Origin of the sequence: Streptomyces sannanensis (genome assembly GCF_039536205.1) — a bacterium.
Classification (GTDB): domain Bacteria; phylum Actinomycetota; class Actinomycetes; order Streptomycetales; family Streptomycetaceae; genus Streptomyces; species Streptomyces sannanensis.
Window position 1 is genome coordinate 661,812 of the sequence record NZ_BAAAYL010000001.1, and the last position, 25,752, is coordinate 687,563.

23 protein-coding genes and 2 pseudogenes are annotated in these 25,752 nt (G+C 69.4%); 11 read left to right on the forward strand and 14 right to left on the reverse strand.

The window, feature by feature from the left end:
• Nucleotides 1-6: 6 nt before the first annotated feature.
• The 3 genes from ABD858_RS02905 to ABD858_RS02915 form a co-directional block, all read right to left on the reverse strand.
• A complete protein-coding gene (locus ABD858_RS02905; protein WP_345034338.1) occupies nucleotides 7-792 on the reverse strand; it encodes an electron transfer flavoprotein subunit beta/FixA family protein in 786 nt (261 codons plus the stop codon).
• 190 nt (nucleotides 793-982) lie between these two features.
• The gene (locus tag ABD858_RS02910) at nucleotides 983-1,492 is read right to left on the reverse strand and encodes a flavin reductase family protein (protein WP_345034339.1); all 510 of its coding nucleotides are present in this window, start codon (nucleotides 1,490-1,492) and stop codon (nucleotides 983-985) included.
• A 199-nt stretch (nucleotides 1,493-1,691) separates the two neighbouring features.
• On the reverse strand, nucleotides 1,692-2,093 hold the full coding sequence (locus tag ABD858_RS02915) for a thioredoxin family protein (RefSeq protein ID WP_345034341.1): 402 nt from the start codon (nucleotides 2,091-2,093) through the stop codon (nucleotides 1,692-1,694).
• 253 nt (nucleotides 2,094-2,346) lie between these two features.
• Between ABD858_RS02915 and ABD858_RS02920 the strand changes: the two genes are divergently transcribed.
• Nucleotides 2,347-3,060, forward strand: a complete 714-nt coding sequence (locus tag ABD858_RS02920; protein ID WP_345034342.1) for a lysophospholipid acyltransferase family protein — start codon at nucleotides 2,347-2,349, stop codon at nucleotides 3,058-3,060.
• 12 nt (nucleotides 3,061-3,072) lie between these two features.
• On the opposite strand, the gene ABD858_RS02925 is transcribed toward ABD858_RS02920, so the two are convergent.
• The 4 genes from ABD858_RS02925 to ABD858_RS02940 all read right to left on the reverse strand — a co-directional run bounded on the left by ABD858_RS02925 (nucleotide 3,073) and on the right by ABD858_RS02940 (nucleotide 6,989).
• Nucleotides 3,073-3,672: a transglutaminase-like domain-containing protein gene (locus ABD858_RS02925; RefSeq protein ID WP_345034343.1), complete on the reverse strand. Its 600-nt coding sequence runs from the start codon at nucleotides 3,670-3,672 to the stop codon at nucleotides 3,073-3,075.
• A 76-nt stretch (nucleotides 3,673-3,748) separates the two neighbouring features.
• Entirely contained in the window at nucleotides 3,749-4,819 is a 1,071-nt protein-coding gene (locus ABD858_RS02930) for a threonine aldolase family protein (RefSeq protein ID WP_425586305.1), read from the reverse strand.
• Entirely contained in the window at nucleotides 4,816-5,571 is a 756-nt protein-coding gene (locus tag ABD858_RS02935; RefSeq protein ID WP_345034346.1) for an SDR family NAD(P)-dependent oxidoreductase, read from the reverse strand. Before ABD858_RS02935 ends, ABD858_RS02930 begins: the two co-directional genes overlap by 4 nt.
• A 26-nt stretch (nucleotides 5,572-5,597) precedes the next feature.
• Nucleotides 5,598-6,989 carry a DUF6421 family protein gene (locus ABD858_RS02940; protein ID WP_345034348.1) on the reverse strand — a complete coding sequence of 464 codons (1,392 nt, stop codon included), beginning with the start codon at nucleotides 6,987-6,989 and terminating at the stop codon, nucleotides 5,598-5,600.
• 449 nt (nucleotides 6,990-7,438) lie between these two features.
• Here ABD858_RS02940 and ABD858_RS02945 point away from each other — a divergent pair, with 449 nt between their 5' ends.
• Nucleotides 7,439-8,122 (forward strand): glycerophosphodiester phosphodiesterase, encoded by a 684-nt coding sequence (locus tag ABD858_RS02945; RefSeq protein ID WP_345034349.1) that lies wholly within the window; start codon nucleotides 7,439-7,441, stop codon nucleotides 8,120-8,122.
• Between the two features lie 7 nt (nucleotides 8,123-8,129).
• Here the strand turns inward: ABD858_RS02945 and ABD858_RS02950 are convergent, their stop codons facing one another.
• Nucleotides 8,130-8,657, reverse strand: coding sequence for a GNAT family N-acetyltransferase (locus ABD858_RS02950; RefSeq protein WP_345034351.1), 528 nt, complete (start codon nucleotides 8,655-8,657; stop codon nucleotides 8,130-8,132).
• 66 nt (nucleotides 8,658-8,723) lie between these two features.
• Between ABD858_RS02950 and ABD858_RS02955 the strand changes: the two genes are divergently transcribed.
• From ABD858_RS02955 to ABD858_RS02975, 5 genes are all read left to right on the forward strand, one after another.
• Nucleotides 8,724-9,128 carry a VOC family protein gene (locus ABD858_RS02955; protein ID WP_345034352.1) on the forward strand — a complete coding sequence of 135 codons (405 nt, stop codon included), beginning with the start codon at nucleotides 8,724-8,726 and terminating at the stop codon, nucleotides 9,126-9,128.
• A gap of 346 nt (nucleotides 9,129-9,474) precedes the next feature.
• A complete protein-coding gene (locus ABD858_RS02960) occupies nucleotides 9,475-10,026 on the forward strand; it encodes a DUF5134 domain-containing protein (protein ID WP_345034353.1) in 552 nt (183 codons plus the stop codon).
• A gap of 92 nt (nucleotides 10,027-10,118) precedes the next feature.
• Nucleotides 10,119-11,054 (forward strand): M56 family metallopeptidase, encoded by a 936-nt coding sequence (locus tag ABD858_RS02965; protein ID WP_345034354.1) that lies wholly within the window; start codon nucleotides 10,119-10,121, stop codon nucleotides 11,052-11,054.
• Nucleotides 11,055-11,259: 205 nt separating this feature from the next.
• Complete coding sequence (locus ABD858_RS02970) at nucleotides 11,260-11,469, forward strand: hypothetical protein (protein ID WP_345034356.1); 210 nt, start codon at nucleotides 11,260-11,262, stop codon at nucleotides 11,467-11,469.
• Between the two features lie 143 nt (nucleotides 11,470-11,612).
• Entirely contained in the window at nucleotides 11,613-12,263 is a 651-nt protein-coding gene (locus ABD858_RS02975) for a TetR/AcrR family transcriptional regulator (RefSeq protein ID WP_345034357.1), read from the forward strand.
• Here ABD858_RS02975 and ABD858_RS02980 read toward each other — a convergent pair.
• Nucleotides 12,242-13,738, reverse strand: a complete 1,497-nt coding sequence (locus ABD858_RS02980) for an LVIVD repeat-containing protein (RefSeq protein ID WP_345034358.1) — start codon at nucleotides 13,736-13,738, stop codon at nucleotides 12,242-12,244. The genes ABD858_RS02975 and ABD858_RS02980 overlap by 22 nt on opposite strands.
• 175 nt (nucleotides 13,739-13,913) lie before the next feature.
• Here ABD858_RS02980 and ABD858_RS02985 point away from each other — a divergent pair, with 175 nt between their 5' ends.
• Nucleotides 13,914-14,579 carry a DUF305 domain-containing protein gene (locus ABD858_RS02985; RefSeq protein ID WP_425586142.1) on the forward strand — a complete coding sequence of 222 codons (666 nt, stop codon included), beginning with the start codon at nucleotides 13,914-13,916 and terminating at the stop codon, nucleotides 14,577-14,579.
• Nucleotides 14,580-14,654: 75 nt separating this feature from the next.
• Nucleotides 14,655-16,010: an FAD-dependent oxidoreductase gene (locus ABD858_RS02990; RefSeq protein ID WP_345034360.1), complete on the forward strand. Its 1,356-nt coding sequence runs from the start codon at nucleotides 14,655-14,657 to the stop codon at nucleotides 16,008-16,010.
• A 32-nt stretch (nucleotides 16,011-16,042) separates the two neighbouring features.
• Here ABD858_RS02990 and ABD858_RS02995 read toward each other — a convergent pair whose 3' ends face one another.
• Complete coding sequence (locus ABD858_RS02995; protein WP_345034362.1) at nucleotides 16,043-16,393, reverse strand: ArsR/SmtB family transcription factor; 351 nt, start codon at nucleotides 16,391-16,393, stop codon at nucleotides 16,043-16,045.
• A 394-nt stretch (nucleotides 16,394-16,787) separates the two neighbouring features.
• Between ABD858_RS02995 and ABD858_RS03000 the strand changes: the two are divergent.
• Nucleotides 16,788-16,934: pseudogene (locus ABD858_RS03000) on the forward strand (IS5/IS1182 family transposase); the annotation flags it as partial.
• A 778-nt stretch (nucleotides 16,935-17,712) separates the two neighbouring features.
• Here the strand turns inward: ABD858_RS03000 and ABD858_RS03005 are convergent.
• Nucleotides 17,713-18,030, reverse strand: coding sequence for a hypothetical protein (locus ABD858_RS03005; RefSeq protein ID WP_345034364.1), 318 nt, complete (start codon nucleotides 18,028-18,030; stop codon nucleotides 17,713-17,715).
• A gap of 159 nt (nucleotides 18,031-18,189) precedes the next feature.
• On the opposite strand from ABD858_RS03005, the gene ABD858_RS03010 reads away from it, so the two are divergent.
• Nucleotides 18,190-22,590, forward strand: coding sequence for a cation-translocating P-type ATPase (locus tag ABD858_RS03010; RefSeq protein WP_345034365.1), 4,401 nt, complete (start codon nucleotides 18,190-18,192; stop codon nucleotides 22,588-22,590).
• A 31-nt stretch (nucleotides 22,591-22,621) separates the two neighbouring features.
• On the opposite strand, the pseudogene ABD858_RS03015 reads toward ABD858_RS03010, so the two are convergent.
• The 3 genes and pseudogenes from ABD858_RS03015 to ABD858_RS03025 all read right to left on the reverse strand — a co-directional run.
• A pseudogene (locus ABD858_RS03015) lies at nucleotides 22,622-22,996 on the reverse strand (IS701 family transposase); the annotation flags it as partial.
• A gap of 136 nt (nucleotides 22,997-23,132) precedes the next feature.
• The gene (locus ABD858_RS03020; RefSeq protein ID WP_345034366.1) at nucleotides 23,133-24,425 is read right to left on the reverse strand and encodes a phosphodiester glycosidase family protein; all 1,293 of its coding nucleotides are present in this window, start codon (nucleotides 24,423-24,425) and stop codon (nucleotides 23,133-23,135) included.
• A 472-nt stretch (nucleotides 24,426-24,897) separates the two neighbouring features.
• Complete coding sequence (locus tag ABD858_RS03025; RefSeq protein WP_345044238.1) at nucleotides 24,898-25,203, reverse strand: DDE-type integrase/transposase/recombinase; 306 nt, start codon at nucleotides 25,201-25,203, stop codon at nucleotides 24,898-24,900.
• Between the last annotated feature and the right edge of the window lie 549 nt (nucleotides 25,204-25,752).

Here is a 25,752-nt window from a genome sequence, read left to right on the forward strand (position 1 = left end):
GCTGCCTCAAATGAATTTGCGCTCCGCGAGGAAGGCAGCGAGCTGCTTGCCGCCCTCGCCCTCGTCCTTGACGATCGTGCCCGCGGTACGGGCCGGACGCTCCACGACCGCGTCGACCGCGGTCCAGGCGCCCTCCAAGCCGACCTCGTCCGCCTCGATCTCCAGGTCGGACAGATCCAGGGACTCCACCGGCTTCTTCTTCGCCGCCATGATCCCCTTGAACGACGGGTAACGGGCCTCACCCGACTGATCCGTCACGGACACCACGGCCGGCAGGGACGCCTCCAGCTGCTCCGACGCCGTATCACCGTCACGACGGCCCTTGACGACACCGTCCTCGACCGAGACCTCGGACAGCAGCGTGACCTGCGGAACACCCAGACGCTCGGCCAGCAGCGCCGGCAGCACGCCCATCGTGCCGTCCGTCGACGCCATGCCGCAGACGACCAGGTCGTAGCCGGTCTTCTCGATCGCCTTGGCCAGCACCAGCGAAGTACCCATGACATCCGTGCCGTGCAGATCGTCGTCCTCGACGTGGACAGCCTTGTCCGCACCCATCGACAGCGCCTTGCGCAGCGCGTCCTTGGCGTCCTCCGGACCGACGGTCAGCACGGTGATCTCCGCGTCGTCCGCCTCGTCGGCGATCTGCAGCGCCTGCTCGACCGCGTACTCGTCCAGCTCCGAGAGCAGACCGTCCACGTCGTCACGGTCGACGGTCAGGTCCTCGGCGAAGTGCCGGTCGCCGGTGGCGTCGGGCACGTACTTCACACAGACAACGATCCTCAAGCTCACGCCGGCTCTCCTACTGCATCGTCATTACTGGGCTGCCTTGTCGGAGGCAGCATAGGCGCCTGAAGGGGCCCATCCCGGTCGGGGCGAACCGCGCTCCGACCGGAATATTACTCGTCAGTACACCCAGTGCGCTCCCCGTAAGCAAGCGCTTGACACTGTGACCTTTCCAACGCTCCGTAATCAGGATCTATCAGTCCCTCAGGGCGTTGAAACGTCCCTGGTGATAAAGGAGTGGCCGACCCTCTCCCGAGAGGTCCCCGACCACGGCCTGAGCGAGCACGACGCGATGGTCCCCGGCCGGCACGAGGGCCACCACCCGGCAGACCAGCCAGGCCAGTACGCCGTCCAGTACGGGCACGCCCTCGGGTCCGGTGTGCCAGGCGGTGGGCGGTGCGAAACGGTCGGCGCCGCTACGGGCGAAGGTGGCGGCCAGCTCACTCTGATGCTCGCCGAGTATGTGCACACCGACGTGCGCCGCCCCGGCGACGACGGGCCAGCTGGAGGAGCCGGTGCCGATGCCGAACGAGATCAGCGGCGGCTCGGCTGCCACGGAGGTGAGGGATGTCGCGGTGAAGCCGGCCGGCCGGTCGTCACCTTGGGCGGTGATCACGGCCACGCCTGCCGCGTGCTGCCGGAAGACGGAGCGGAGGAGTTCGGGCGAGGCGAGCCGGAGGGCGCCGAGGTCGGGGGAAGCCGTCATGGAATTGCCCTTCTACGGAGGATGCGTACGGAGTCGTGGCTGCTCAGCGGCCTGGACAGCACGCGCTCGCGGTAAGGGCGAGGTCCACGTGACGGCGCCCGAAGAGAAGGATTGATGGCGGCACCCGGTCAGCCTGGCGATCTGTGGTGGTTGCAGTCAAGTCGCTGCCCCGATGTGGGGGGGGTGCGTCACTCGCAGCTCATACGGCCTCACCCAGCGCCGCGATGACATCCGCCCGGCGGGGCTGCCCCGAGGCACGCCGGACGATGCGGCCGGAGGTGTCGAGCACCAGCACGGTGGGCGTCTTCAGGATGTTCAGCTCGCGCACGAGCCCGAGATGCGCCTCGGCATCGATCTCGACATGCGCCACCCCGTCCACCATGCCCGCGACCTCCGCGAGGGTGCGCCGGGTCGCCCGGCAGGGCTGACAGAAGGCGCTGGAGAACTGGACCAGCGTGGCCCGCTCCCCCAGCTCCGCACCCAGCTCGGCCGGGCCGAGCCTCCGCTCGCCGTCGCGCCCGCGCACTTCCAGCCTCCCGCTGATCCGCCGGTGGAGCAGCCCGAAGGGGCTCGCCGCCGCGTCCACCGCCGCACACACCACGTCCCGCCATCGCCCTCTCCGGCATTCACCGGCCCGGGAGGATTCCCGCGACCGTACCCCGCTCGTATGTACGGCGGCACCGCGGTGGGGCCCGGTCGGGGTAGACGTGACGAGAATCTCCCGTTTCGAGGGCGCCAGGACTGGCCACTTTGCCCGACATCAGGCACGATCGGCGCAACGCCGAAAACTTACGGCCGCGTAACTTCCGCCGGGAGAACCCTCCCAAGGCAGCAGAGAAGGGTCTCCCTTTCAGATGGCAGAGCTTGTCTACCGGCCGGTCGTCGGCACCGCTCTCGCGATGTTCAAGGCGCTCGACCTGAAGATCGACGTACGCGGCTCCGAGAACATCCCACGGTCCGGCGGCGCGGTGCTCGTCAGCAACCACATCGGCTATCTGGACTTCATCTTCGCCGGAATGGCCGCCCTGCCACAGAAGCGTCTGGTGCGCTTCATGGCGAAGGACTCCGTCTTCAAACACAAGATCTCCGGCCCGCTGATGCGCGGTATGAAGCACATTCCGGTGGACCGTGAGAACGGCGAGGCCGCGTACGCCCATGCGCTGGACTCACTGCGCAAGGGCGAGATCGTGGGAGTCTTCCCCGAGGCCACCATCTCGCAGTCGTTCACTCTCAAGAGCTTCAAGTCGGGGGCGGTGCGCATGGCCCAGGAAGCCGGCGTGCCGCTGATCCCGGTGGCATTGTGGGGCACCCAGCGGCTGTGGACCAAGGGACGGCCGCGCAATCTCCGCCGCAGCCACATCCCGGTGACGATCCGGGTCGGCGAGGCCGTGGAGGCCCGCACCGACCAGTACGCCGGGGCCCTCACCCGTCGCCTGCGTCAGCAGGTGCAGGAGCTGCTGGAGGCGGCGCAGCGCGCCTATCCCGTGCGCCCGAAGGACGCGCACGACACCTGGTGGGTGCCCGCACACCTGGGCGGCACGGCGCCGACCCCCGAGCAGGTGCGCTGAAACGTTTCCGGCTCACAGGCCGGTGGGCAGTGTCCGCCAGAGGTACGGGCGGTCGGGGGCTGCCCTCAGCACGTCCAGGACAGCCGGATGCGGTTCCGCGTAGAGCCCCGGGTAGTCCACTTCGCCGCACTCGGGCCGTACGGTCCAGGCCAGCCGCTCACCGTCGAGGGAGAACCGAACGTCGACCCCCGGCTTGTCGCCCCGGGGGTCCTGCCGCGCCCACGCTCCCCGGCCGGGTGGCTTCACGGCGACCAGACCGTGGATGACCGGGTTGGAGCCGTCGTCGGCGGCGAGCAGTTGGTAGCACAGCCCGGCGGGGATCCCCCGGGCCCGCAGCAGTGCCGTCAGGGCGTGCGCCTTGGCGTAGCAGATGCCGGTGCGCTGCTCGATGACGTCCGAGGAGCGCCAGGTCACCCGCATGTCGCCAGAGTCGGCCGAGTGCGGGACGGTGTCGCGTACGAACTCGAAGGCCGCCTTGGCGTATGAATACGCATCCGCGGCGCCGAGTGCGAGGCGGGCCGTCGTTTCCTGCACCAGCGGATGGTCGTGGCCGATGGCCTCGCTCGCCGCCAGATAGGCGAACATCTGCGGGCTCTGCTGAATCAGCTCCATGGTGCGGGATCGTAAGGAAGCGGCCGGACGGAATCCAATGGATTTCCATCCGGCCGCATACTCATGCACCGAGGCGCTAGCGTGCCATCTCGTCCTTCAGCGCCGCCAGGAAGCCGTCGACGTCTTCCTCACGGGTGTCGAAGGAGCACATCCAGCGTACGGTGCCGGCGGCCTCGTCCCAGAAGTAGAAGCGATGACGCTTCTGCAGGCGCAGGCTCACCTCGTGCGGCAGCCGTGCGAAGACGGCGTTGGCCTGCACCGGGTAGAGGATCTCCACCCCGTCGACCTCACGCACGCCCTCGGCGAGCCGCTGGGCCATGGAGTTGGCGTGCCGGGCGTTGCGCAGCCACAGATCGCGCGCGAGGAGCGCCTCCAGCTGCACCGACACGAAGCGCATCTTGGACGCCAGCTGCATGGACATCTTGCGGACGTGCTTCATCTGGCGCACGGCGTCCGGGTTGAGGACGACCACGGCCTCACCGAAGAGCATGCCGTTCTTCGTACCGCCGTAGGAGAGCACGTCCACGCCCACCTCATTGGTGAACGTCCGCATGGGCACGTCGAGCGACGCGGCCGCGTTGGCTATGCGGGCACCGTCGAGGTGGACCTTCATGCCGCGCTCGTGCGCGTGCTCGCAGATGGCCCTGATCTCTTCCGGCGTGTAGACCGTGCCCAGCTCGGTGTTCTGGGTGATCGACACGACCTGCGGCATCGCCCGGTGCTCGTCCTCCCAGCCCCATGCCTGCCGGTCGATCAGCTCGGGGGTGAGCTTGCCGTCCGGCGTCGGCACGGTGAGCAGCTTCAGCCCGGCCATCCGCTCGGGCGCACCGCCCTCGTCCACGTTGATGTGCGCGCTCTCGGCGCAGATCACCGCGCCCCAGCGGTCGGTCATCGCCTGGAGGGCGGTGACGTTGGCACCCGTACCGTTGAAGACCGGGAAGGCCTCCGCGTACTGGCCGAAGTGGCTGTGCATCACCCGCTGGAGGTGGTCGGTGTACTCGTCCTCGCCGTAGGCGACCTGGTGGCCGCCGTTGGCGAGGGCGATTGCCGCGAGAACTTCCGGGTGGGCACCCGCGTAGTTGTCACTGGCGAAGCCGCGTACCGCCGGGTCGTGATGACGACGTGCGTCGGTCTTGGACGGGATCACGGCTTGGGGGTCAGCCACAGACGGTTTCCGTTCACTTCCTGGGCGGGCTGCTCCCACACGCCGACGATGGCCTCGGCCAGATCCTTGACGTCGGTGAAGCCCGCGAACTTCGCACCGGGCCGCTCGGCGCGCATGGCGTCGTGCACCAGTGCCTTGACCACCAGGATCGCAGCAGCCGTGGACGGGCCTTCCTCGCCCCCCGCCTTGCGGAAGTCGTCGGCCAATGCCAGGGTCCAGGCCTCGGCGGCCGCCTTCGACGCGGAGTACGCGGCGTTGCCGGCCGTGGGCTTGGACGCACCGGCGGCGCTGATCAGCAGATAGCGGCCGTTGTCGCTGCGCTTGAGCGCCTCGGCGAAGGCGAGCGAGGTGTGCTGGACCGTGCGGATGAGCAGCTTCTCCAGCAGGTCCCAGTCGGCGAGGTCGGTCTCGGCGAAGGTCGCGCTCCCGCGCCAGCCGCCGACCAGGTGGACCAGGCCGTCGATCCGGCCGAACTCCTTCTCGATGCGCGCGGCCCAGGCACGGGCCGCATCCAGGTCAAGCAGGTCGACGGTGTCGCCGGTGACGGTGGCGCCCCCGTGGGCGTACCGCGCGGCGTCCACGGCCTCCGCGAGACGTCCGGCGTCCGCGTCGGCCCCGACAACGGTCGCGCCCGCCTCGGCGAGCCGCAGCAGGGCGGCCCGACCGGCCGGTCCGGCGGCTCCGGCCACCGCTACCACACGGCCGGCGAGCGGCCCGTTGTTGTTGCTGGTCATGTTCTCAATCCCCTCCGTACGAATGCTCACGCGGCGTCGACGTCCGCCGCTGTGATGCCCTTGGTGGAGGCGATCACATTCTTCAGCTTCTTGGCGAGCGCCTCAAAGAACATGCTCAGCGGAAACTCGTCGTCCAGCACGTCATCCACCAGCTTGCGCGGCGGCTGGGTCAGGTCCAGGGCCTCCGGGCCCTTGGCCCAGCGGGAGCCGGGGTGCGGGGCGAGATAGGTGGACACCAGCTCGTACGCGGCGAACCAGTGGACCAGCTTCGGGCGGTCGATGCCGTCGCGGTAGAGCTTCTCGATCTCGCCGCAGAGCTGGTTGGTGATCTGCGGGGCCCGCTCCCAGTCGATCTTCAGCGTGTTGTCGGTCCAGCGCAGCACGTCGTGCTTGTGCAGGTACGCGAAGAGCAGCTGGCCGCCGACGCCGTCGTAGTTGCGCACCCGGTCGCCGGTGAGCGGGAAGCGGAACATCCGGTCGAAGAGGACGGCGTACTGCACGTCACGGCCGTGCGGGTTGCCCTCGGCCTCGAGCTTCACGGCCTGCTTGAAGGAGGTCAGGTCGCAGCGCAGCTCCTCCAGGCCGTACATCCAGAACGGCTGGCGCTGCTTGATCATGAAGGGGTCGAACGGCAGGTCGCCGTGGCTGTGGGTGCGGTCGTGGACCATGTCCCACAGGACGAAGGCCTGCTCGCAGCGCTTCTGGTCGCCGAGCATCTGCTTGATGTCCTCGGGCAGCTCAACACCGAGGGTCTCCACGGCCGCCTCGGTGACCACGCGGAAGCGGGCCGCCTCGCGGTCGCAGAAGATGGCGCCCCAGCTGAAGCCGTCCGGGACCTCGCGCACGGCGACGGTCTCCGGGAACAGCACCGCGGAGTTGGTGTCGTAGCCAGCGGTGAAGTCCTCGAAGGTGATGCCGCAGAACAGCGGGTTGTCGTAGCGGGTGGCCTCGAGCTCGGACAGCCACTCGGGCCAGACCATGCACAGGACGACGGCCTCGAAGTTGCGGTCGAGGTTGCCGTTCTGCGTGTACATCGGGAACAGCACCAGGTGCTGGCGGCCGTCGGTGCGGTTCTCCGCAGGCTGGAAGGCCATCAGGGAGTCCAGGAAGTCCGGGACACCGAAGCCCTGATCGGCCCACTTGCGCAGGTCGACGACGAGCGCCTGGTGGTAGGCGGCGTCGTGGGCCACCAGTGGGGACAGCTCCTCGACAGCGGCGGCCATCCGCTCGACCACGGCCCGCACGTCCTCACGGGAGGGCGCACCCTCGGCATCGAAGTCGATCGAGCCGTCCTTCGACTGCCAGGGGCGGATCTCCTCCACGGCATTCTTGAGCGCGGGCCAGGCAGGGTGGCCGACCACCCGAAGGTCGGCAGGTGCGCCCTCAGCAGCCACGTCCTGCACAAGAATTTCCGTCATGTCACTTCCTCCACGGGAGAACCTTGCGTCAACGCAGCGTATACACGTGCGGTTCTTCCGTACAAGAGGGCGTTCGGGAAAATATCCCGCTAACCCCCCACTATCGCCGTGGTTCTTCCTGTCTGAAGCGGTTGCGGCAATTGCTTCTGTCAGCCCGGCAAACGTTTCGCAGGCCTCGTCGATGACTTCGGGACAGGGAGCGGCGCCATGCCGCCACCGAGGCGGGCCGTCGCACACAGGAGCCCGGCCCGGTCGGGCGTCAACTCCGGGAAGACGCACCCACTCACGGGTGACGAGTACGGGCCGTCGGAGCTCCGCGGCAGGGCGGATCGCTCCGCTTCCCGCGCGCGGCGGGGGTCATCACCGCTGCCGGCCACTAGGCTGCGCCCTGCCGCGCGGACACGGGACAGTTCCGCACGGAAGCCGCAGTCGACGGAAGCAGGTGAACCTTGAACTTCCTCACCATCGGTCATCGCGGAGTCATGGGTGTCGAGCCGGAGAACACCCTCCGTTCCTTCATCCGCGCCCAGCATGCGGGTATGGACGTCATCGAGCTGGATCTGCATCTGAGCAAGGACGGCGCGCTCGTCGTCCTGCACGACGCGGATGTGGACCGTACGACGGACGGCACCGGGCCGGTCACCGACAAGACCCTCGCCGAGCTGCGCGAGCTCGACGCGGGCCATGGCGAGCGCGTACCCCTCTTCGAGGAGGTGCTGGACGCCGTGTCCGCGCCCCTTCAGGCCGAGATCAAGGACTCGGCCGCGGCGCGGGCCCTCGCCCAGGTGATGCACCGGCGCGACCTGGTCGGGCGTGTCGAGGTCGCGTCCTTCCACGACGCCGCCCTGGCCGAGATCGCCGCGCTCGTACCGGGTGTGCGGACCGCGCTGATCGCCAGTACCTGGGGCGATGACGTGGTGGACCGCGCCAGGGCGGTAGGGGCCTCTTCGCTGGCGCTGAACATCCGCCGGCTGACGCTCGAGGTCGTCGAGCGAGCGCATGCGGAAGGACTCAAGGTCATCGGCTGGGTGGTGAACACCCAGGACGAGCTCCGGCTGGCCCGCGCGCTGGAGCTCGACGGGATCGCCACCGACCTCCCGGAGATCCGCCGCACCGGCCGGTTCACCGCCTGACGCAGCCTCAGGAAAGCGGCTTGACGAGCAGCTCGAACTCGAGGTCCGGGCGCTGCGGAATGCCGAAGCGCTCGTCGCCGTACGGGAAGGGGTTCGTCTCCCCCGTACGGCGATAGCCGCGGCGCTCGTACCAGGCGATGAGCTCGACGCGCACCGAGATCACCGTCATGTGCATCTCGCGCGCACCCCATTCCTCGCGCGCGATCCGCTCCGCCTCGGCGATGATCCGCTTGCCGAGGCCGGCGCCCTGGAGTTCCGGGCTGACGGCGAACATGCCGAAGTACACGGCCTCGCCGCGGTGCTCCAGCTGGCAGCAGGCGATGATCCGGCCGTCCCCCTCCACGGCCAGCAGCCGGCTGCCGGATGTGGTGATGACCGCACGGACCCCCTCGGGGTCGGTGCGCTGCCCCTCGAGGATGTCCGACTCCGTGGTCCATCCCTTCCGGCCGCTGTCCCCCCGGTAGGCCGACTCGACCAGCGCCACGACCGCGTCGACATCGGATTCGGTGCCGTCCCGGAAGGTGAGGGTCTCCATCGTGAGCTTTCTCCCGTCTGTACTGGCTTTTCCGACGAGACTAGCCCGCCCACCAAGGACCGCTTCATGGTGCATGTACTGAGCAGCAGGATCCTGCTTCGTCCCACCGACCCGGAGCGCTCCCGCGCCTTCTACGGCCGGACGCTCGGCCTCGCCGTCCACCGCGAGTTCGGCGTCGGCCCGGAGCGCGGGACCGTCTACTTCCTCGGCGGCGGCTTCCTCGAGGTGTCCGGCCGCGCCGGCACCCCGCCCGCGCCGGATCTCGAGCTGTGGCTCCAGGTCGCGGATGTCCAGGCCGCGTACGGCGAACTGTCGGCGCGCGGCGTCGAGGTGCTCCGGCCACCGGTGAAGGAACCGTGGGGGCTGATCGAGATGTGGATCGCCGACCCGGACGGCCACAGGATCGTCCTCGTCGAGATCCCGGCGGACCATCCCCTCAGGCGGGACCAGCGCACGCTCGGCGACGACTGACCAGCGCGTCAGGGCGGGCGGAACTGGGTGTCGTGCGGGGCCGGATCACGCCCAACCGGGCGATCCGGCCGCCCTCTTGGACGCTCCGGGGCATGAGTCCGAAGCGCGGTCGTACGCGCGGCAGAGGGGGCATGTTCTCGAAGCTGCCGCTGACGCTGCATCAGATGGGCCGACTGCGCGAACAGTCCGGCCGGCCCGCGAGCGGCCGGCGGTTCTTCGTCGGCCGCGGACAAGTCCTCCGCGTGGCCGTGTGCTCCCCCTGTGTGCCGGTGCGCTCGCGTAGGCACCGGGCTGTGCGGGCATCGACTTCTCGATGTGTCGGCAGGGCCCGAGGGGGAGGTGTGCCGTGCATGGTCCGGCGCTGTCCGGGTGGTTGCTCGTGGCACTGTGCGGGATGACCGGTGCGTACTGTGTGCTGCGAATGCGCAGCGAATCCGGGCCGGAGCGCGCCGGTGCGGCCGGTGAGGCACTGATGGGGTTCGGCATGGCCGCGATGGCCGTGCCCGCCGCGGCGGTCACTCCCCCGGGCTGGGTGTGGGGCGGGTACGCCGTCGTGTTCGGCGGCGCGGCACTTCGGGCCCTGGGGGCCGCCAGGAGCGGCGGGCACCATCTGCACCATCTGGTCGGTTCGCTGGCGATGGTCTACATGTCGTTGGCGATGCTCGCGCCGCCGGGCGGCGGGCATGCGGGGCATGGGGCGGGGGCCCCTGCTGGGGTTCCGCCGGTGACGGGCGCGTTGCTGGCGTACTACGCCGCGTACGTGCTGCGGACGGGCGCCGCGCTGGTGCCGGTGCCCGTCGCGGCGGGCGTCGCCGCCCGTGGGACGCGGTCCGAGCTGGCGTTGGCGTGCCGGCTGGCGATGGGGCTCGGCATGGTGGCGATGCTGCTCGCGCTCTGAGCCTCCGAGACGGCACGGACGAAACCGTGGTGTGCGTCACTTGCCGCGCAAGGCCATACCCGTCGGTACAGCCCCACTCATAGGCTGGCGTCATGATGGTCTCCCTCGCGCTGCTGCTGCTCGGCGTCGTGGCCGCCGTCGCCGCCCCCCGACTGCTGTCGCGGGCCGACTGGCCGGAGCGCGAGCCGGTGGTGGCGTTGTGGGTGTGGCAGTGCGTCGTGGCCGCCGTGCTGATCTGCTTCGGGCTTTCGATGGTGCTGAGCGCGGCCGCCGCCTGGCAGGAGGTACGGGGCCAGGTGTTCGCGCCCGCGCCCCGCGCGGTCGTCGAGGCCTACGCGCTGGGCCCGCACGGGCCCTGGGCGGCGGTGATGGCGGTGGCACTGGCCTGCGGCGGGGCCTGGACCGCGGCGATGCTCACCCGTGAGATCCGCAGGGCGCGGGCGCGTCGGGCCCAGCAGCGCGCCGAACTCCTGTTGCGCGCCCCGCTGCTGCCCGGTGAGAAGCCGGGCGGCGATCCTCTGGTCGTACTGGAAGGAGAGCGCCCGGACGCCTGGTGGCTGCACGGCACGGCGCCCCAGCTGGTGATCAGCACTGCGGCGATGAGACGACTGAAGGGCCATCAGCTGGACGCGGTGCTGGCGCACGAGCAGGGTCACGCCCGGGCCAGGCACGACTGGCTGCTGAACTGTTCCGCCGCGCTGGCCAACGGCTTCCCCCGGATCCCGGTGTTCGCCGCGTTCCGTGACGAGATGCACCGACTGGTCGAACTGGCCGCCGACGACGCCGCATCACGTCGGTTCGGGCGGCTGACGATCGCTCTCGCCCTGGTGGAACTCAATGAGCACCGCGGCGTGTTCGGCCCTTCCCCGACCCGGGAGGGCGAGGTGTCGCAGCGTGTGCGCCGGCTGCTGACCGCGGCGCCGCGCCTCACCGCGGGACGGAGGCTGCGGCTGACCGCGGCCGCGACGCTCGTCCCCGTGGTACCGCTTCTGGTGGCCTTCGTACCGGGTCTGAGCGCGCTGGCATAGCCCGCGGCGGATGCGTTCCGCCAGGGCCTCCCCTCGCACTCCCCCCACACCTCACACGGCATGGCTGCACGCGCGGGCGTGCTGTTCGTTCGGTTGGCATCGGCACTCCTGGGGCTCGTCATGTCCCGATGGGGGCCGCTATGGGCACTGGACCGGCAGACGGCGGACGAGTTGCACCGCTCGGCGGTGGCAGCGGGCTGCTGTTGTGGCCACTGGCCCTGCACCGGCCGCGCCCGGCCGTGGGGATGCGGCGCTCGTAGTGGCGGCCGTCTCCGTGGCGGAGGTGGGCTTCACTCACCTGTACCTGGGTGTGCACTGGTTCTCGGAGGTCCTGGGCGGCCGGCTGCTGAGGGCCGCGCTGGTGACGCCGTCCATCGCCGCGTACCAGCGGTGGATCACGGACGCACGGCGGTGAAGGGCCCCGGCTGCCTGTCTTGGGCGATCCCCCGCGTCGCCCAAGACAGGCAGCAGACCCGCAGCTCAGAGGCCTGGAACAGTCCTCTGAGCGGAGAGCCATGAGTATATTGGCTCTCAGCCAGTCAACGCAGGAGTTACAGCATGTCCCCGCGCAGCGCATCGGTCAATGAAGAGTTGCGCCGACGTTCCCGGGAAAGGCTGCTCCAGGCGACCGTTGAGCTCGTCGCGGAGCGCGGATACGAGGCGACGACCCTGGGCGACATCGCCGACCGGGCGGGATCGGCCCGCGGTCTGATCTCGTACTACTTCCCCGGCAAGCGGCAGTTGCTGCAGTCGGCCGTGCACCGGCTGATGCATCTCACCCTGGAAGAGGTGTTGGAGCGGGCGCCGCGTACCGACGACGGGCGGGAGCGGCTGGCGCGGGCCATCGATGCCATGCTCGGACTCGCTCATGACCGGCCCGTGCTGATCCGGGCACACATGGCGGGAATCCTGCAGGCGGAAGGCTTTGTGCAGTGCGCCGAGCAACAGCGGCTGGCCTTCCTGCTGCGGGACACGCTCCGGCGCTACGGCTCGCACGACGTGGACGCCGACTATCCGATGCTGCGGGCGCTGCTGATGGGCGCGGTCTTCGCCGAGTTGCTGCCCGGGGCGCCGATGCCGCTGCCGCGGCTGCGGGCGGAGCTGTTCGAGCGGTACGGGCTGGACCTGGAGATGGGCGTGCCGCCGGGCGGTGAACCGTCCGGCGGCACGCGTCAGGATGTTCCGGTTCAGTCGAAGTACTCAGGCTGAGTCTGGACGTTGAGCCGGTCGAGCTTCACTCGCTTGGCGGGGTCCGTGAGCTTGTCGTTGATCTTCAGGACGTCGAAGCCCTTGGCGATGTCGTTCGAGTAGATGTGGCCGTTGTAGTAGTACGCCGACCAGGAACCGCCGGTCCTCATCTGGGTGGTGGAGAGCGGGCCACGCTCGAAGTAGCCGATCTCCTTGGGGTTGGCGGAGTCGGTGAAGTCCCAGACGGAGACACCGCCCTGGTACCAGGCCTGGACCATGATGTCCTTGCCCTTGACCGGGATCAGCGAACCGTTGTGGGCCACGCAGTTCTCGGTGTCCGCCTGGTGACGGGGGATCTTGAAGTAGCTGCGGAAGACGAGCTTGGCCTTCTCACCCTTGCCGACGATGTCGTAGATGCCGTCGGCACCGCGGTTCGGACCGACGGCCGCGTTGCAGGTGGCGGCGCCGCCGCCACCGAGCTCATCGGTGAAGACGACCTTGTCGGCGTCCTGGTTGAAGGTCGCCGAGTGCCAGAACGCGAAGTTGACGTTGTCCTGGACCTGGTCGATGACCTTCGGGTGCTCCGGGTCCTTGATGGACATCAGGATTCCGTCGCCCATGCAGGCGCCGGCCGCGAGCTTCTTCGAGGGCAGCACGGTGATGTCGTGGCAGCCGGTGGTCTTGGAGACCTTTCCGGGAATGCCGTCGTTGCCGCCGGGGTACTCGGGGTGGTCGGCCGGGAAGAGCACCGGGAAGTTCACGACCTTGGCCTGCTCGGGTGCCTTGCGCGGCACCTTGATGACCGAGATACCGTCGTGCGGCGGCCGGCAGTCGGGGAAGTTGTCGGCCGGCGAGTACGAGGACACGTAGATGTACACGTTGGGGCCGTCGGGCACCAGCGAGTGGGTGTGCGAACCGCAGTTCGTCTCGACAGAGGCGACGTACTTCGGGTTCGCCTTGTCCTTGATGTCGAAGATCTTCATGCCCTCCCACGAGTCCTTGATCGTCGCGGACTGCGGGGTGCTGTTGCAGGAGTCGTCGCTCCGCGAGGAGTCCGTGGACAGGAAGAGCAGGTTCCCGGAGACGGAGATGTCGTTCTGCGAGCCCGGACAGAGGACCTCCGACACCGTCTTCGGGTTCTTCGGATCGCTGATGTCGAAGATCCGGAAGCCGTCGTAGTTTCCGGCGAAGGCGTAGTTGTCCTGGAAGGCCAGGTCGGAATTGGTCCCCTGGAGCGCACCCTTGGGGATGTTGGTCAGGTGCTCGATGTTGTCGCTGTGGACGATCTCGTCCTGACCCGGTATCAGGCCGTTCGCGATGTCGGCCCGGGTCTCGGCGGCCAGCTCCTTGGAGGCGCCGACGGCTGCCGGAGCGTCCCCCGGGTCGGGCGTCGCGGCCGCGGGGCCTGCGGCGAACAGCGTGGCGAGAAGCCCGGCCGCGGCCGTCGCCACGGCCAGTCGTCTGCGCCGCGCATGGGCATGGAGCAACGAAGTCACTACGTCCTCCCTTGTGTCCGTTCGAAGTTGAACGGTTCTCGGACCCCGGCAGTATCGTCCTTCCCATGTACATCTCAACAGATGGCAACAAAGATGTAATGCGAGTTTCTGATCAACGGCGTTGAATCCCGTGCCAGGATCTGGCCAACCGCCCCTCGCATCACAGGAGGTCACAGTGACGATCCGTCGGAAGACCACCCATTTCAGGAGGTTGGTCGTCGCGGCGACGGCAGTCGGTGCCGTACTCGCCCTGGGAGCCTGTGAGTCCGGCGAGCGGGCCCCGGCAGCAGCGGCGGACAACGGGGCGAAGGTCGTGGCACCGGGCAAGCCCGGCGAACCGGCGAAGATCCTTTCGGCCAAGGAGGCGGCCGAGGCCGTCCCCGCCGACACCCCCAACGCGGCCGACGTCATGTACACCCAGATGATGATCACACACCACGCCCAGGCGCTCGAGATGACCGCGCTCGCCCCGAAGCAGGCCGGTTCCGCCAAGGTCAAACGGCTCGCAGAACGCATCTCGGCGGCCCAGGGCCCCGAGATCGGCGCGATGCGGGGCTGGCTCGCGCAGCACGGTGAAAGCGAGACCATGGGCGGACACGAGCACCACCACGGCGCTATGCCGGGCATGGCGACCGAGGCGCAGCTCGGGGAACTGCGCGCCGCCAAGGGCAAGGCCTTCGACACCCTCTTCCTGAAGCTGATGATCACACACCACCAGGGGGCGATCACCATGGCCACCGATGTCCTCGGCGACGGCAACAACATCCTGGTGCAGGAGATGGCCAACGATGTGATCTCCCAGCAGAGCGCCGAGATACACCGTATGGAGTCGATGTCCTGAGGCTCGTGTCCCAAGGCTCCCCCACAGCGCACCCCGGTGCCATGCTGGAGGCACCCGCGGGAAAGGAGCACCGCCGTGCTTCGCGTCGCAGTTGTCGGTTCGGGCCCCAGTGGCGTCTACACCGCCCAGTCCCTGGTGCAGCAGACCCTGGTGCCCGACGTCCGGGTGCATGTGCTGGACCGGCTGCCCTGCCCGTACGGACTGGTGCGCTACGGCGTGGCACCGGACCACGAGAAGATCAAGTCGCTCCAGAACAATCTGCGGACGGTTCTGGAGGACGACCGGGTCTGCTTCGTCGGAAACGTGGAGGTGGGCCCGGGCGGAGTGAGCCCGGCCCGGCTACTGGAGCTGTACCACGCCATCGTCTACTGCGTCGGCGCGGCAACCGACCGCCATCTGGGCATTCCGGGCGAGGATCTGCCAGGAAGCCGCTCCGCCACGGACTTCGTCTCCTGGTACAGCGCACACCCCGACGCCGCGGGCAACGGCTTCACGCTCGGCGCGCGGTCGGCCGTGGTCATCGGCGTCGGCAATGTGGCGGTCGACGTCACCCGCATCCTCGCGCGCGGCCCCGGTGAACTGCGGCCGACCGATGTGCCTCAGGCCCCGCTGGACGCCCTGGGGGGCAGCCTGGTGCGCGAGGTACACATGGTGGGCCGACGCGGACCCTCTCAGGCCAAGTTCACCACCAAAGAGCTGCGCGAACTCGGCTCACTGCCGGCCGCCCAGGCCCTGGTGGACCCCGCGGAGCTGGCCCTGGACCCCGCGTACACCGACCCCGCCGCACTGCCCGCAGTCAACCGGCGCAATGTCGAGGTGCTGCGCGGCTGGGCCGGCGCGGCGGCCGACGACCGGGACCGCCGTATCCGTCTGCGGTTCTTCCTGCGGCCCGCGGAGATCCTGGAACTCGACGGACGGACCGCGGGCGTGCGCTTCGAACGCACCCTGCCGGACGGCGAGGGCGGGGTGCGCGGCACCGGAACGTACGAGAACATCCAGGCCGAACTGGTGCTGCGGGCCGTCGGCTACCGGGGCGTACCGCTGACCGGCCTGCCCTTCGACGCCACCCGGGGCACGGTCCCGCACGCCGCCGGACGCGTACTCAGGAACGGCGAGCCCTCGCCCGGCGAGTACGTGGCCGGATGGATCAAACGGGGGCCCACCGGGGTCATCGGCACCAACCGGCCGTGCGCCAAGGAAACGGCCACCTCACTCCTGGAGGACGCCCCGGCCCTACTGCGCCGTACCCCCGAAGCAGACCCGGTGGCCGCGCTGCGCTCGGCCGGGCTACGGCCCGTGGAGTGGCCCGGCTGGTTGGCGATCGAGCGGGCGGAGGCGGCACTGGGGCGGTCGCTGGGCCGCGGTTCGGTGAAGATCCCGGACTGGCAGGGGCTGCTGAGCACGGCACTCGGAAGCGAAGCCGAACGCTGACGCCCTGACGGTTGGGGACTGCCCGCCGGACCTCAGTCCTCACCGAGCCGGAGGGCCTGCCCGTCCGCGGCCGCGAGGACGCTGTCGAGCAGGCCGGGGTAGAGGAGGTCCAGATCCGCGCGGCGCAGTCCGTTCATCTTGGCAGTGCCCCGGTAGATCTGCTGGATCACGCCGGCCTCGCGCAGCACCCGGAAGTGGTGCGTGGTCGTCGACTTGGTGACCGGCAGTTCGAAGTCCGAGCAGGACAGCTCCTTCTCGACGGCAGACAGCTCCCGTACGACCCGCAGCCGCATGGGGTCGGACAGCGCGTGCAGTACTCCCTCCAGCCGGATCTCCTCACGCGTGGGGTGGGCGAGCTCGCGGTTGCTCGTTGCGGTGATCACGGCGACTCCACTTCGTCCAGGGTCATCCATTGTACGAGAACTCTCGTAGTTTGACACTGGTCGTACTACGGCATATATCGTACGAACTCCCACCCGGCGCCGTCATGAATGGAGTCTGCCGTGGGCGCACTGTTCGAGCCCTACACACTGCGTTCCCTCACCATCCCGAACCGTGCGTGGATGGCGCCGATGTGCCAGAACTGAGGCAGATGTTTCATTCCTGCAGGGTCACAGGCATGATGCCCGCGGAGGCAGTCAGCAAAGGGCGCCACCCCGAGGGCCCCGATCTTCGGCGCCGACACCAGGGCCGCGGCTTCTGCTACCTGGTCGCCGCCGGCCCGCCCCGTGTCCCCGGTACCGGGAAGTAAATGGAGCTCCCTTCTACTCGGTGCACAGAGGGATCAAACCGGTCATCGCCCGACGCGGTGACGCGCACGGCTCAGGACTCGGAACCGTCCGATGGGTAGTCGAGCGCACGAACGCCTGGGTCCACGGCTTCCGCCGCCTCCGGATCGGCCGGGACATCCGCGACGACATCCACAGGCCTCTCGAAGAGGATCGGTCCCTGCGGGTCGACCGGGACACGGCGGGCCGCACCCGGTCAGCCGAGGCACGGATGATCACCAGCCTTTCACGGGTTCTCGTCCGCTGCCGCGAGGCCCCTCTCATGCAGCCAGTCGTGCCGCGACCGCAGCACCGGTCCCATGGGATGTCCGCGCGCACAAAGGGGGCAGAAGCAGCCCGGCTGTGTGTCGTAAGCAGCGCTCCTGATGTCGACGCGATCCCGTTTGTTCACCTGTTCACCCGAGCGACATCAGAAGTACTCATGGGAGGCACCCTTGAAGAAGGAAAGGGCTGCATTGTCTCGTTTCGGACACTCGAATCTACAGAAAGTCAGCCCACATGGCCGAGATCCTTGCAGCCGTGGCAACGAAGATCATCGTTGCGCTCGCCGAGGCGATCATCCTGCGCCTCATCCGGGAGCTGTGGGCCGCTTGCTCACGCTCTCTGCGTACTGTCTTCGTACCGGCCGCCGTGTAATACCCCGGCGCCCGGCAGCGCCCACGCCCCCACGCGCCCTCCCTCGTCCTCGGAGGGAATCCCCGGCTTCCGGCGGGGAGGGGATCCGATCCTGAGCGGAGGCGATTGATCTCCGCAAACCTCCCGGAGGCGCCCCGAGTGCGCACACACCGCGAAGGAGCCGGCCCTCACCGGCTTTAACGGAAAGCCGCCCCCCGTTCACGGGGGTGGAGGAGCCATTTTCATCCGGCGCCCGGCGGCCTTCCCTGTCGAGCGACCGGCCCCGGTGCCGCTCTTCTCTACGCCTGGGCACCTACGTCAGGCTTCTCCTTCCGCCCGCTCCGAAGCAACCAGGTGGCTCCGCCAACGGCCAGGGCGACCGGCCATTCCAGAGCCCCTGCCACGGCCAGTGCTCCGAGGCCTCCATAGAACACGAGATCCTTGGCGACGGGCGTACCGGGCAGTCGTGCCGTCGCCGCTCGGGCCGTGCTCGTCACTTCTTCCCTGGTGAGGTACGGAATCGGTACCGGAGGATGCAGCGTGCGCATGTGCAGGTGCAGACCCGCGCCGTCGCGCGCATGGGTTTCCTGTTGCGGGCTCTCCGCTGTCTCGACCATCCCCCCTCCTCCTTTCATCGGAGTCGGTGTGGTGTGCCTCTTCAATTCTCGCGCGCTTCCGGTGGCGTGTGCGCGTTCGAAGCGGTGCGATGGAAACGGGGCTGGTCTACCCGTGCACGCGGGAGGGAGTGCCGGGCCGCAGGGAGCTGGTGATGCGCGGTGGCACTGCCGGGATGCGCACTGCTGCGGGCTGTGGTGTCGTCCGCGACCGGCGCACTACGGAACGAGGCCCAGGCACGCGTACGGATCTTCGGAAGACGCGCGCACGTCGCCGTGCGAGGTCTTGGCCCCGGTGACCTGCCCGAGGCCGCGGCGAGGAACCTGGCAGAGGACGTCGAGCGGGGGCTGGCCGCCCTGCCCTCGGTGGAGTGGGCCGTGGTGAACACCGTACTCGGTCACGCTGTCGTCGGCACCGAAGGGACGTTCGAGACCGAAACGATCGCGGACGCCTTGATCGAGGCGGTCGAGGCGGTGGAGGAAGCCCACGGCGTCACACATCCGCTGCCCGAGCATCCCGTCTCGGGTGGGCGCGTCCGTCGGGCCGCCTCGGCCATGGCCCTGCACGTGGCTGCCGCACCCGTGGCAGCGTTCGCCGGTTTGACGCGCCGCACTCCCATCCCCGCGGGCATCGCGGCGCTCGCCCCGCTCGTCGACGCTCATCCCCGGCTGCGGCGACTCGTCGAGCAGGCGGTCGGCGCCGACAATGCCGGACTACTCCTGGCCTCGCTCACGGCGATGGGTCAGGCGGGCTCAGGCGGTCTCGCCGGGGTCGGCGTGGACACTGTTCGGCACGCCCTGCGCGCGATGGAGGCCAACGCGGAAGCCTCCGCCTGGGCCGCGGCCGAGCCGCGCGTCGCAGGCAGCGCCGCAGCTGCGGCCCATCACACGGCGCCCGAGCCGCCTCCCCGCGAGGCGCCGCTGAAACCCGGCCCGATCGAGCACTACGCCGACCAGGCACTCGCCGTGGCGGCGGCGTCCTTCGCCGGATCGCTGATCGTCACCCGGCGCTCCGGACGGGCCGTGGGTGCGGCGCTGGCAGCAATCCCGAAGGCGCCGCCCCTGGCTCGCGAAGGCTTCGCCTGCGCCTTCGGCCGGGGCCTGGCCCGCCGGGGAATCGTCGTGGCCGACCCGCAGGCGCTGCGGAGGCTGGACCGGATCGGAACCGTGCTGCTCGACACGGACGCCCTGGCCACCGGTTCTCATCTGCTGGCCGACCTTGTCGCCCTCGACGACGACGCGCCCGCGGGTGAACTCGCCGCGACGGCCCACCGACTCTTCGACGGCAGCGCCCCGGAACGCGTTCAGCGGGACGGGGAGTGGGTGCTGGGGCCGGTTGAACAGCTGACGTTGCGGGGGCGGTCGGGGAAGCGGGCCCGAGAGCGTTTGCAGCAGAAGGGCGCGCGGCTCGTGGTGGGCCTGGCGCACGGACAGCACCTGCTCGCCGTGATCAGTGTGCTGCCCGAAATGCACGACGCCGCGAGCGCCTTCGTCCCGGCCGCCCACGCGGCCGGGCTCAAGGTCGTGGCCGTGGGTGCGCACACCGCGGATGCGTCCATGCGGGAGGCCGACGCGGTCGGTGAGGGAGGCGATCGGCTGCTCGAGTCCGTACGGGCCCTGCAGCGGGACGGCGACGGCGTACTGCTGCTCTCGCCCGACCGGCGCGCGCTCCAGGCCACCGATGTCGGCGTGGGCATCACCGACCCGAAGGGGACGCCGCCGTGGGGTGCGGACCTGTACCTGGACGACGGCGATCTCGCGTCGGCCGTCGTGATCGTGGAGTCCTGCCGCACCGCCCGGGAGACCGCGCGCCGGGGCGTGCGGCTCGCCCAAGCCGCGGCCGTGGTCGGCGCAACGGCAGTGCTGGCGGGGCGGGCGCCACGGCCGGCAGCCCGGGGTGTGACGGCGTTCAATGCGGCGGCAGCGCTGGGCACATTGGTCGGTGTCTGGGCGGCGGTACGTCTGCTGCGACGCCCCCTGCCACTGACCACGTCGCGGCACCCATGGCATGCCATGGACCCATCCACCGTGCTCGCCAGGACCGGCGGGAGCGACGACGGGCTGACGGCCGAGGAGGCTCTGGCGCGGGCCGCGGGCACCGGCGAACGGGCGCCGACGCCGTCGCTCGGCCGGGCCTGCCTGTCCGAGATGGCGAACCCGCTGACGCCCGTCCTCGGCGCCGGGGCGGCCATGTCGGCGTCGGTGGGCGCCGTCCTCGACGCCGTCATCATCGTGGCGGTGACCGCTCTGTCCGGGTTCTTCGGCGGCTTCCAGCGGTACCGGACCGACCGCGCGGTCGCCCAGCTACGGCGGGAGTCGGCCGTCATGACCAACGTCGTACGGGACGGGGAGGAAACCATCGCCGCCGCCGCGGAGCTGGCCGTGGGCGACGTGGTGAACCTGACCCCGGGCGACGTGGTGCCGGCGGACGGCCGCCTGCTGTTGACACATCAACTGGAAGTCGACGAATCCGCGCTGACCGGCGAGTCGCTGCCCGTGGCAAAGAACGCGGCGCCCGTTCTCGCCTCGGACCTCGGGGACCGTACGTCCATGGTCTACGAGGGCACCACCGTGGCGGCCGGCCGTGGGCGCGCAGTCGTCGTCGCGACCGGCACGGCCACCGAGGCCGGCCGCGCCGCGGCGGAAGGGCGCGGCGCGGCGCCCCCCGCCGGCGTCGAGCGCCGACTGACCCGGATCACCCGTACCACGCTCCCGGTGGCCCTCGGTTCGGCCGCTGCCGTGGTGGCGGCGGGCATGCTGCGCGGGCGCCCCACCCGGGACACGGTCGGGGCGGGTGTGGGGCTGGCCGTCGCCAGCGTGCCCGAAGGACTGCCTTTTCTGGTCTCTGCCGCCCAACTCGCCTCCGCCAGAAGGCTTTCCGCACGCGGAGCCCTGCTCAGGCATCCCCGTACCATCGAGGCGGCCGGGCGCACCGACGTCCTGTGCTTCGACAAGACGGGAACCCTCACCCTGGGGCGTATCTCCCTCGTCGCCGTCGCCGCCGACGGCCACGGTCGCCCCCTCGAATCGCTCGAGGACGAGCAGCGCGCCGTCCTCGCCGCAGCACTGCGGGCGACACCACGCCCGCACAACGGTGAAGCGCTGGAACACGCCACCGACGCCGCGGTCACCGAGGGCGCTCAGCGAGCGGGAGTGAACCGGAATACGGCCGCACCAGGATGGCGACACACCGCCAGCCTGCCGTTCGAACCCAGCCGCGGCTTCCACGCAACGCGAGGCCGCTCCGGCCGGCGCCGGATCCTGTCGGTCAAGGGGGCACCGGAGGAGGTCGTGAAGCGCTGCGCCACCCGCGGCGGCAAACGCCTGGACCGCAAGGGCAGGAGGGCCGCCCTCGCGGAGGGCGAGAAGCTGGCGGCCAAGGGCCACCGGATTCTCGCGATCGGCGAACTCCGGGACGCGCCCGGCGGCAAGCTCACCGACGAGGCAGTGGACGGCCTCGACTTCCTCGGCTTCCTCGCGTTCGCCGACCGCGTGCGCGGCACCGCCCGCGACGCGGTGCGCCGACTCACGGACGCCGGGGTGCACATCGTGATGATCACCGGAGACCACCCGGGCACCGCCGAGTCGATGGCCCGCGAACTGGGCGTCCTGGACGGCAGGCGGGTGGTGACAGGAGCCGAACTCGACGACCTGGACGACCGCGCCCTCGACAGGCTGCTGCCCGACGTCGGCGTCGTCGCCCGTGGCACCCCCGTGCACAAGGTCCGCGTGGTCCAGGCGTTCCAACGTCTGGGCCGTACGGTCGCGATGACCGGCGACGGCGCCAACGACGCCCCCGCCATCCGGCTCGCCGACATCGGGATCGCGTTCGGAACACGGGCCACGCCGGCCGCGCGTGCGGCGGCCGACCTCGTCGTGACGGACGACCGGTTGGAGACGGTACTCGCCGCGCTCGTGGAGGGCCGCGCGATGTGGGCCTCCGTACGCCAGGCACTGGCAATCCTCGTCGGCGGCAATCTCGGCGAGATCGCCTTCACCCTCCTCGGTGCGGCCGCCACCGGGACCTCGCCCCTGACGGCCCGCCAGCTCCTGCTGGTCAACCTCTTCACCGACCTCGCCCCGGCCATGGCCGTCGCCCTGCGCCCACCGCAGCCCGAGGCCGCCGAACGCATGCTCCACGAGGGACCGCAGGTCTCGCTCGGCACGGCTCTGACCGAGGAGATGGTGTGCCGCGCCGTGGCCACGACCCTGGGCGCCACGGCCGCCTGGCTCGCCGCACGGTTCACCGGCCGGCCCACCCGCGCCCGCACCGTCGCCCTGGTTGCGCTCGTAGGCGCACAGCTCGGCCAGACCCTCCTGGTCGGGGGCCGCAGCAGAGCGATCGTCCTCTCCTCCGTGGGCTCCCTGGCCGCACTGGCGGCCGTCGTCCAGACCCCGGTCCTGAGCCGGTTCTTCGGCTGCACGCCCCTCGGCCCCATCGCCTGGAGCATCGCCCTGTCCGCCGCGGCCGGGGCAACAGTGAGCTCACTGCTCCTCCCCCCGCTGATCACGCGCGTCCACACAGCGGTTCCCGGACTGCGACCGGCCGCCTCCCAGGCGTAGCCCATGACCGACGACCGTCGTGTGGGTCGGCACCCCGGGTGGTGATGACGGTGTCGTTGACCTTGGTCGCCAGCAGGTGCGCGACGCCGCGTTGCTCCAGCCAGTACCTCAGCCGCTCGACCTGCCCGTACGCCTCGTCCGCGGTCACCCACACGAACGACACCTTCGCGTCCAGGGCACGCTGGATCATGACATGGAACTGCTCGATCTTCGTGGCGAACGGCACGTCGTCCGGGATGCCGGCCGCCCTGCACCGCTCCCGGTCGTCCGTCCAGGACTTCGGCAGGTACAACTCCCGGTCGACCAACGCTCGCCCCCGCTTGGAGGCGTAGGCGAGGAAGGTACCGATCTGGCAGTTCTCGGTGCGGCCGACGGTGCCGGAGTACTGGCGCACGGATCCTCGCGAATGCGCTTCAGTGCAGCTGGGTGCGGGTGTCCGCGGAGTCCTCCGGCTGGTGGGCCGCGCTGACTGTTATGTCGAAGCGGTAGGCAAGACTGGCCCGGGCCCCTTGGCCCGGGCCAGTCGCCACTGTGGTGCAGCGTCAGCCCTTGCCGCTGCGGTAGGGGGTGTTCATGAAGACAAGTGCGTCGCCGACGGCCCGCTCGGTTGCCCCACTCGGCCGGTTGACCAGTGCGCCCTCGACCGACATGGCGGTGGAGCCGCCGCCGTCGAGGTTGACCGCGTTGTGCATGCCCAGCGCCTGAGCGACGGCAGCGGTCTCGTCCATCGTGGTGCCGACGCTGGTGGTCATACGACCGTCGATCGTTGCGAGCACGATCTTTCCGTCTTGTGTCGTTCCGGCGATGGTACGGGGGTTGCGCGCGAAGAAGCTGCCCGAACCGGCCGGTACCACGATCTGCCCGTCCGCCGTGAGCCGGTAGCGGCCGTTCACACCGAACATCCCCTTGCGCGCGGGGAGTTCCTCACCCTGCTCGTTGATCAGGGTGGAGGTCACCTTGAGGCAGCCCTGTCCTGCGACCTGCAGCAGGGACGCTGCGTCCCGGCCTGTTGCCTGCAAGGAGGTCTGACCTTCCGTCAGCACAGTGCCCCGGGTTGTCGAGGTACGCACCACGCAGTGGTGCTCGTCGAGGACGACCTCCATACCGGCTCCGGACGGGGTGGCGTCGGCGAACTCCGGGGTGAACTGAACCACATCGCCGGGCACGGTGCACTGGGTCTGGTCGGAAAGGTTGGCACAAGCGCTCGGAACCACCGGCGGATGGTTGATGTACTCCAGCGGCAGGGTGGCCTCGGTCTTTTTGTTCTGCGCGCTACCGGACCAGTGCAGCTTGCCCATGAGGACCTGGTTGCTGTTGGCGTCCACGACGAAGTTGACCTCAGCCTTGTCCCGGGTGGGCTCGCTGAGGAGTTCTCCCCCGTACAGTCCCAGGCCCACCGGGTCACCGGGGTACTGCTGGCTACCGGTGAAGGTGAAGAAGGAGGCGTTGACCCCGGCCAGGGCGCCGGAGGACCGGACGAGGTCGGTGGTCTTCTCGGTCTTGGCCAGGTCCGGCCCGTAGGTCGCCTCCAGGTGCCCACGGGTTTTGTGGGGGTCGATCGTCAGTACGTTGACCACCCACGGGCCGCGCGTCGTGGTGTTGATCTGGTCGGCCTGAGCGGGCTCGGTCCCACGGACGATGCGGGTCAGCGTCACACCGTCGGCCAAGGTCTGGCTGCTGCGAGTCTCTTCCAGATTGGCATCGCCCAGCGGAAGGGATACGTCAGCGGCTGCGGCGTAGCTGGTCGGGACGAGAACGAGGGACAAAGCGGCCGCAGTTGCCGCGACCGCTGCGGCACGCTTCAGCCGGAAAGCATAGCGGGAGTGGGAATTCATGCTGACGAGCTTCTTTGGCTTCAGAAAACTTTGTCGCTTTGGTAGTTGATCGATTGGCGGCAGGCGGATTAACGATCCAGTGCGGTTCTGTATTTTTATCGTTAGCGTGCCTTTTAAATGCCCGATCAGCCGACTTTTCGCCATTATGGCGCGTGAGAGGGTTGCGCCGTTCCCGCGGAACGCCCGGTTTGATGGGGAATCATGCGACTAGGGATGCCAGCCGTGACGACATCGACGGCACTGTGCGGTCCGGATGGTCGGCAAGCCGTGCGGAGCTCCCACTGTGACGGCGATGTGTGGCGCCGCCCAAGTGCACTAGTACTGCAACGGTGCTGACCGTGACGGCTGTTCGGGTCGCTCTTTGGCGGGTGCTTGCGCAGGCGGGTGCGGTTGTACTCGACCTCGATAAAGCGGAAGACGTCAGTGCGGGCTGCCTCGTGGGACTCCCAGACGGTGGTTCCGATCTCTGCTTTCAGCAATCCGAAAAACTTTCAGCCGCGGCGTTGTCGTAACACGAGCCCGTTCTCCCCATGCTTTGCCTCAGCTTCAACTTCCATATCTGATCGCGGTATTCACGAGAGGTGTACTCCGATCCGCGGTCCGAATGGGCGATGCAGCCCTCTTTCAGCCCGCCCCGGCCTGCGGCCATCTTCAAGGCGTCCACGACGAGTTCGGTGCGGTGATGGTCGGCCATCGCATACCCGATCACCTCGCGGGTCGCCAGATCGATCACCGTCGCGAGATACCACCAGCCGGCGAGCGTCGGCAGACAGGTGATATCAGACTGTCCAGCTCAGAGGGGGAACCTCACCCGACGGCCCCGCCCGTGACAGTTACAGCGTCGGCAAGTGACCTCATGAACCCGATCCAGCAACTCAGCACTCTGCCGAACCTCGGCTGACCGCAACGTTACCCGTCCTGGCGAACATGATCAGCCCATCGGAGCCGTGGAAGCCGGCGCCCACCCGGCGCGACAGCCGGGCCCTCGGCACGCCCACCCGCACAGAACCAAAGCAAAGGGACCGTCAGCAAACTGACGGTCCCTCATGCAAGGTCGAGGCCAATCACTGTACCCGGTGCGTTGACGGCATGCCAACATCCCGGCTCGGGCTGCCAGTTCACGGTCTTGTGCGCACGCCTTCGGAGCCTCTGGGCAACGCGTGACGCCGTCGATCCCCGCCGTGGCGTCGGGAGTTTCAGGGTCATCCCCGAGACGCTGGACCATCGAGCGCAGGATCGACCGGCCTTCGCGCCACCCGTGACCAACGAAACCCGCTCCGCTAGCATGATCGAACTCATGAACGATCGCCCTGAAATCTAACAAATC

What these genes read in the sequence shown, in the direction of transcription:
- ABD858_RS02910 (WP_345034339.1), bottom strand. Translation starts at nt 1,492, where the DNA reads ATGACGGCTTCCCCCGACCTCGGCGCCCTCCGGCTCGCCTCGCCCGAA.
- ABD858_RS02920 (WP_345034342.1), top strand. Translation starts at nt 2,347, where the DNA reads ATGGCAGAGCTTGTCTACCGGCCGGTCGTCGGCACCGCTCTCGCGATG.
- ABD858_RS02925 (WP_345034343.1), bottom strand. Translation starts at nt 3,672, where the DNA reads ATGGAGCTGATTCAGCAGAGCCCGCAGATGTTCGCCTATCTGGCGGCG.
- ABD858_RS02935 (WP_345034346.1), bottom strand. Translation starts at nt 5,571, where the DNA reads ATGACCAGCAACAACAACGGGCCGCTCGCCGGCCGTGTGGTAGCGGTG.
- ABD858_RS02940 (WP_345034348.1), bottom strand. Translation starts at nt 6,989, where the DNA reads ATGACGGAAATTCTTGTGCAGGACGTGGCTGCTGAGGGCGCACCTGCC.
- ABD858_RS02950 (WP_345034351.1), bottom strand. Translation starts at nt 8,657, where the DNA reads ATGGAGACCCTCACCTTCCGGGACGGCACCGAATCCGATGTCGACGCG.
- ABD858_RS02955 (WP_345034352.1), top strand. Translation starts at nt 8,724, where the DNA reads ATGGTGCATGTACTGAGCAGCAGGATCCTGCTTCGTCCCACCGACCCG.
- ABD858_RS02965 (WP_345034354.1), top strand. Translation starts at nt 10,119, where the DNA reads ATGATGGTCTCCCTCGCGCTGCTGCTGCTCGGCGTCGTGGCCGCCGTC.
- ABD858_RS02975 (WP_345034357.1), top strand. Translation starts at nt 11,613, where the DNA reads ATGTCCCCGCGCAGCGCATCGGTCAATGAAGAGTTGCGCCGACGTTCC.
- ABD858_RS03005 (WP_345034364.1), bottom strand. Translation starts at nt 18,030, where the DNA reads ATGGTCGAGACAGCGGAGAGCCCGCAACAGGAAACCCATGCGCGCGAC.
- ABD858_RS03020 (WP_345034366.1), bottom strand. Translation starts at nt 24,425, where the DNA reads ATGAATTCCCACTCCCGCTATGCTTTCCGGCTGAAGCGTGCCGCAGCG.